This is a genomic window from Phormidesmis sp. 146-12 (genome assembly GCF_052939495.1).
On the sequence record NZ_JBJPHS010000038.1, the window covers coordinates 50572 to 57320 of the forward strand.

Here is a 6749-nt window from a genome sequence, read left to right on the forward strand (position 1 = left end):
CAGTGCTATTCATCCTGACCGATCGCTTGTCCCGCAATCCAAGCCGTCGTCCAAGCGCTCTGAAAGTTAAAGCCTCCCGTCACGCCGTCAATGTCTAGAATTTCACCCGCCAAATAAAGACCAGGGCAACAGCGACTTTCCATTGTTTTGAAGTTAACTTCTTTGAGATTTACGCCGCCACAGGTCACGAATTCCTCCTTAAAAACGCCTTTGCCGTTGACTTTATACTGTCCTTGAGTGAGTTCCTGGATCAACAGATTTAGCGTTTTGTTAGAAAGTTCCGCCCAGCGAGTTTGCTTTTGGATGCCGACAGAATTGGTCAGACGCTCCCAGAGACGACGCGGCAAAATGACAGGACAACTAGAAGCGATCGCTCGTTGGGGCAGTTGTGATTTCACCGCTAATAGCTGTTGTCGAAGTGCTTCAGGATTTTGCTGGGGGAGCCAATTGATCGTCAGCGTCGCTTGATAGTGATCTTCATGTAAGGCTCTTGCACCCCAGGCAGATAGCTTCAAAACGGCGGGCCCACTCAAGCCCCAGTGCGTCACCAACAATGCGCCCGTCTGTTCTAACTTGCTGTCACCCACTTGTAAACGCAACCGTACCGGATCGACCGCAATTCCGGGCAATTCTTGTAGTCGATCGTCCTCAACGTTGAACGTAAACAGTGAGGGAACGGGAGATTCAATAGTATGTCCCAGAGATCGCGCGAATTCGTAGCCTTGAGGACTGCTGCCTGTTGCCAAAATCACTCGATCGGCGGTCAACACTTCCCCTGATCGCAGTTCAATCTTAAAGCCGTCGTCTTTCTTCTCAACCGACTTCACGCCTGCACCGACGCAGAGATTTACCCCGGCATCGTGAGCTTGCTCGATTAAACAATTGGCGATCGTTTCTGAATTGTCCGTCGTTGGAAACATGCGTCCATCAGGTTCGGTTTTGAGTTTGACCTGGCGATCGGTAAACCACTCCACCGTATCCTTGGCTTGAAACTGGCTAAACGCTCCCCGCAAAGCCTTGCCGCCTCTAGGATAATGCTGAACTAGAATTGCCGGATCAAAACAAGCATGAGTCACATTACAGCGTCCGCCCCCCGAAATCCGCACTTTGGCCAGAGGTTGACGACCCGCTTCGAGTAGAGTGACTTGAGCGTGAGGGTGCTTTTGAGCCGCGCAGATTGCACCAAAGAAACCAGCCGCACCGCCGCCGATCGTCACGACTTTGAGAGATTGAAGAGACAAAGGAATTTGTTGAATAAAGTTTGAACCTGGATTGTGACACCCGACTCCGATCGTCAGCAACTCTTTAGAGAACTTCTTTAGAGAACTTTGCACAGATCAGATTCCCCTAACTCCGTTAAAAAGGGAACCAGACTTTTATTTTCTCCTCTTTTAAGGCTGCTGTGTACATACAAGTCCTTGCCGCTTCGTTTCAAGCGGCTTTAGCCCCCTAAATCCCCCATGCTGGGGGACTTTGACAAAGAAAAGATTTCCAAAGTTCAAAGCCATGACGACGGCTCAAAGTCCCCCATTTTTGGGGGATTTAGGGGGCAAAGGATCTCAGCAATGACCGATCGATCTACTTGTGTGTACACGGCAGCTTTTAAGGGGGGTTAGGAGGGATCAAAAGACAGCCAGCTTCATGAAGAATTGGTATCCACAACCATTCGTACTCTAACAGATCTCCTTATTCAAGGGGCTAAAGATATTTGAATGATTATTTTGAATGATCTGCGATCGAGAAACGAGTTGATTCAATTGATGATGGTGAGTGAATATCACTGGCTTAAGAACAATTACTCATGGTCATTGGTTTAGAAGAGTAGAGCCTTCATCCTTCATTTTCATCATTTATTGCAGGCGCGATCGTCCCAAAGTTGTAATGTACAAAACAGCTTCATCTGGAGGAATGCCCAATACCTCGTTTACCTGGTCATCAAAAAAACCAGCAATGCCACTGACTCCCAAACCGAGTTGGATTGCACCCAGATTGAGCCGTTGTCCCAGGTGTCCAGCATCCATATGCAGGTAGCGGTAAGCCCGATCGCCATATTGTTCGATCGCCCTTTGCAAATCGGCTGTGTGAAACAAAACCGCCCCAGCATCGCGTCCCAAATCCTGGCTCAGACAGAGATAATGTAGCTCTCGGCGAAAGTTTTTAAATCGAATCTGACGCAGTTCTTGCGCTCTCGGAGCGTAGTAATAACAGCCTTCTTCTAGCCCATCGACCGAAGAGACTGCAATAAAGGTTTCGACCAAACTTAGATCAAAGTAGTCGGGCGATCCATCTAAATCCTGGTCAATGTAGTGTTGGGGTTGATACGTGAAGTCAAGCAGCGCATTTAACTCTTCTAAGGTTAGGGATTGGCCACTGTAGCCACGGGTCGATCGTCGCTTTAAGATTGCTTGTTCTAAATTTTCTAGCTGGCTGCCCCAGGCGATCGCGGGTGACGCGGTAGAGACTTTTAGACAAAACGGAAAGTTGTACTTATCCGATCGTTCGCCAACTGTGGGGGGCAGCTTCCAGTTAACTTTGGCAGCAGGGTCAGAAGGAATCTGGGTGATGTGATGCAGATAGTGCAGCAGTTCACCATCGGCAATTTTGGGATAGTCTCGCTGAGTTGTCGCAGGAAGCGCAGTCCGCGTCAGGGGCAAATTTTGGTTAACTTCTCGCAAATCGGCTAAAGGCATGACGGCGATCGCACCTTCCTGATCCGCATCCAGATACAGCAATTGATTGACTGCCTCATCTGCAAATCCGCCAATCAAATGGGGGCGAAAATCATTCAGGGCGCTGGCGAGTTCTAAATTGCCCAAAAGGTGGCCAGAGTCCAAGAAAATTCGACGGTAGGCCCGATCCTGATAACGCCATGCCGATCGAAAAAACACGGCTGTCACCACGATCGCCAACTGTGTCCCTTCGAGGGTCGGATTCCAAAAGCAGGCAGATTGAAGCGTCGTCCAAATATCACTTTCCCAAAATCGCAGGAGAGAATGAGTGTTTGCCTGATAGTGATACAGCCCAGCCGGGAGCAGCGGAGTCCCACGAGAGAGGAGGTAAATTTCTGCGGGGTAGAGTCCTCCAGCCGAAGGAGACGATCGCAAATAGTGAGGGTCGCCCCCCGTGGGAATCATGCCCGTGATGCCATAGCTACAAAACAGCAGATGTGACAGTCTGCGCCACCAGGTTTTGACCGCATCTTGAGCAAACGCATTGGGGTCTTGTCTCAAAAAAGGTTTGAGGTCTAGAGGGGTGCCCAGTTTGTAATCCTTAAAAGGAACGGGCTGCTGGCTCCAATCGAGGGGCTTACTTTTGACTTTAATCGTCTCAGGATTGTATTTTGTGCGCTCGTGGTAGTGTTGAGCGATCGATCCAGGAAGATCTGACATAGGACTCTAAGGAAGGGCTGCGGCTATCTCTGATCTTGACATGGAAAGGGATGAAAGAGGGATGAGGGATGAGGGATGAAGGATAAGGGATGAAGGATGAGGGATGAAAAAGTTACAGTATTGCTCGATCTCAGTATGAATCGTTCTCACGCCAATCAGCACAGCTCAGATCACGATCGTTCAGCCTCGGTGCCAATCAACAAACTTATCTAATTTGGCAAACCATGATCAACGTACAGGAGCCTCAAACGTAAATTCTTTAACAAGAGAAAAGCTAACACATTTTTTGGAGCAGCTTAGATTTCTTGACAAAGGACTATCAGATCAAGACTTTGGACATCCCTCATCCCTCATCCCTCATCCCTCATGCCTTCAATCTTTCTCACCTGAAATGATATGTACGTCTATGTTCTTGAGAGATTTGAGCAGCTGTTGAGTTAATGAACCATGTAATAGATTTTTCCACCACGATCGCTGACTTTCGCCAATGACAATTTGGGTGATTCGATAGTCTCTAGCGATGTCTGCGATCGCTTTTGCTTTGTTATGTCCTGCAACCCGAATGAATTCTCCTTCAAACTCTCGGCAGAGGCGCTCACAAGTTTCAATATGCAGGCTCTCTACTTTGTTGAGAAAGCGATCGGGATCATCAACAAACAAACAATAGAAGGGCGCATGCATATAGCCAGCAATTCGGGAGCCACGTCGAACCAGTTGGAGAGCATTGGGATAAGTTGAGACACAAACCAAAACTCGTTCGCGGACATTGCAATAAGGGGCTTTGTGAGTTGAGTTTTCGACTCCGATCGCGTCTTCTTCTACGTTGTCGGCCAGTTCTCGTAGGGCCAGTTCTCGTAGGGCAATCAGATTGCGTCGTTGAAAGAAGTTTTGTAGAGACTGATCGATCTTTTCGGGAGCGTAGATTTTGCCGTCTTTGAGGCGCTCTTCTAACGTTTCTGGCGTGACATCGACGACGACGACTTCATCCGCTTCATCGAGCAGGCGATCGGGAATCCGTTCTCTCACAACCACGCCTGTAATGCGCGCAACCAGATCATTGAGGCTTTCTAAATGCTGAATGTTGACCGTGGAAAACACATCGATTCCAGCCGCCAAAATCACCTCAACATCCTGATAGCGTTTTTCTCGCTGAGAGCCAGGAACGTTGGTGTGAGCCAGCTCATCGACTAAAACTAACTGAGGATGACGAGTCAAAATAGCATCGGTATCCATCTCAGTCAGCGTCACTCCTGACCAGGTAATCTGTTGTCGAGGCACCAGTTCTAAACCGATGGCTTTGGCGATCGTTTCCTGGCGATTGTGGGTTTCTAATAAACCAATGACCACATCAGTGCCTTCTTTTTTGAGACGGTGCCCTTCTTCCAGCATTTTGTAAGTTTTGCCCACACCGGGAGACATGCCAATAAAGGCTTTGTGCTTACCACGACGACCAGCCCGCATGTAAGAGATATCAGGAGAGGGATTGGGCAAATTTTTCATCGTGCACAGATGATGATATGGACAGCAGCGTAACCGATAAAAGTTTTTGAGGATTTGCGGTCAGATGTCTTTAGTCAGGGTCTTACTTATTCTAAAGAACAAGTCTGAAGTGAATAATAAACTGGACAAGTTTTTTTGAGAACAAACTCAAGCTCTGAAACCATCATGGGATGAAACGCCATTGCCAGAATGTGATCTCCCAGACGAACAGTAGGGTTCTCGCTCAAGGGAATGACTCGATCTTGTCTCAAGCACCCTAAAATTAAGCATTTCTCAGGAATCTGAAGATCGGCTAACTGACTTCCACAATAGCTACTATTGAACTCAATTTTGACTGCAAACAAACTTGGCTGGACGGGTCTTGTTGAGAGCATAATTCTTTCTTGTTCCATAGCTACACCTTGTCCTAAGTTGAGTAATCTTTGAAGAATGTTTCAGCTAGGCACGAGAGTAAGGATAGTTTTTAGCAAGTGAGTAGAGTAAAGGTCTAACGTTCAGACTTACTGGCTGTTTGAGATGATGTGAACATCTGTTTGTTTGAGCGATCGGACAAGCTGATTGATCAATGACTCGCGCCAAAAGACTTGCCAGCAAGACTGATCAGATTGGCCCAAAACAACTTGAGTAATCCGATGAGATTGGGCAGCTTTAATGATTTCTTTCCCAAGAGGCTCTCCTGTGGCTTGAATAAATTGTGCATCAAACTTTTGACAAATTCGCTCACACCTCTCTAGAAAACGGGCTTCAGATTTAGTGGGCGATCGCTCAGATTTTTGAACAAACAAAACATAAAGAGGAGCATTCATGTAGTCTGCAAGTTTTGCGCCGCGTTGTACCAATCGCAAAGAGTTGGGAGCAGTCGAAATACAAACTAAAACACGCTCGTGAATCTGACAAAAATTAGTTGATAGATTGCAGTCATCTTCGCGGCGTTGAATGGCTGCGCGAGTGCCTTCGATTTGATCAGCAACTTCCCGAAGGGCTAGTTCGCGTAGAGCTACCAGGTTGCGACGCTGAAAAAAGCCCTGCAAAGCCTCGTCAATCTGCTCAGGCGGGTAAATTTTTCCGTTGAGCAAGCGTTGTTCCAGGGTTTCTGGAGTGGCATCGACCACAATTACTTCAGCGTTGTCGAGTAGAGAATCTGGAAGACTGCTACTTGCGATCGTTCCTGTGATTTGTGCTACCCGACGACTCAAATGGCTAATGTGTTGAATGTTGACGGTGGAGTAAATATCAATGCCCGCTGCCAAAATTGCTTCAATATCTTGACAACGATCGTGACAGTTTGAGTGAGCAAGTTCGTCAATTAAAACTAATTTTGGATGGCGCTCAATCACTGCATTTGTATCGAGTTCCCTCAAGACGAGTCCCTCTCTCAGGGTGATTTTGGACGGAATAACTTCTAATCCAATCGATTTGTCGGTGGTTTCCTGGCGATCGTGGGTGTCCAAAAAACCAATGACCACATCGACCCCACTTTGTCTAAGACGATGGGCTTCATCCAGCATTCTGTAGGTTTTGCCAACACCGGGAGCCATGCCAATAAAAATTTTGTGTTTACCGCGACGGGGCAGACGTTCATGAGTGCAATTAAACCTCGGAGCTAAGGAACACACCGTTAAACCTTTCCTTTGACGATTAACTAGATTTGAAGTGACTTGATTTGAAGTGACTTGTGCAAAATCGTTTTGACTGTCTCAACTTTTGAGGCAATGCCCAATATACTTGTGATTGCACTGGATTTGAATGATTAATCTTTCGTGAGACGATCGCTTCCTTTAAAGGTAAAGGGGATTCAAATAAACAGACTTTATCGGGAATAAGAGGTCTAAGCCGAAAAGCAATATTTTCCACCTTCGC

General features: G+C 47.2%; 5 protein-coding genes. All 5 read right to left on the reverse strand.

The features are described 5' to 3' along the window. Positions 1 to 5 precede the first annotated feature (5 nt). Positions 6 to 1334 (reverse strand): NAD(P)/FAD-dependent oxidoreductase, encoded by a 1329-nt coding sequence (locus ACKFKF_RS17135; RefSeq protein WP_446868795.1) that lies wholly within the window; start codon positions 1332 to 1334, stop codon positions 6 to 8. A 516-nt stretch (positions 1335 to 1850) separates the two neighbouring features. Continuing rightward, positions 1851 to 3389 (reverse strand): SagB/ThcOx family dehydrogenase, encoded by a 1539-nt coding sequence (locus ACKFKF_RS17140; protein WP_446868796.1) that lies wholly within the window; start codon positions 3387 to 3389, stop codon positions 1851 to 1853. Positions 3390 to 3761: 372 nt separating this feature from the next. Then, the gene (locus tag ACKFKF_RS17145) at positions 3762 to 4889 is read right to left on the reverse strand and encodes a universal stress protein (protein ID WP_446858112.1); all 1128 of its coding nucleotides are present in this window, start codon (positions 4887 to 4889) and stop codon (positions 3762 to 3764) included. A gap of 86 nt (positions 4890 to 4975) precedes the next feature. Continuing rightward, positions 4976 to 5281: a TrkA C-terminal domain-containing protein gene (locus ACKFKF_RS17150; RefSeq protein ID WP_446868797.1), complete on the reverse strand. Its 306-nt coding sequence runs from the start codon at positions 5279 to 5281 to the stop codon at positions 4976 to 4978. 108 nt (positions 5282 to 5389) lie between these two features. Further along, entirely contained in the window at positions 5390 to 6505 is a 1116-nt protein-coding gene (locus ACKFKF_RS17155; RefSeq protein ID WP_446868798.1) for a sensor histidine kinase KdpD, read from the reverse strand. Positions 6506 to 6749: the final 244 nt, after the last annotated feature.

Bases quoted from the DNA above. Each gene is read 5' to 3' on its own strand.
- ACKFKF_RS17140 (WP_446868796.1), bottom strand. From the start codon at position 3,389: ATGTCAGATCTTCCTGGATCGATCGCTCAACACTACCACGAGCGCACA.
- ACKFKF_RS17145 (WP_446858112.1), bottom strand. From the start codon at position 4,889: ATGAAAAATTTGCCCAATCCCTCTCCTGATATCTCTTACATGCGGGCT.
- ACKFKF_RS17150 (WP_446868797.1), bottom strand. From the start codon at position 5,281: ATGGAACAAGAAAGAATTATGCTCTCAACAAGACCCGTCCAGCCAAGT.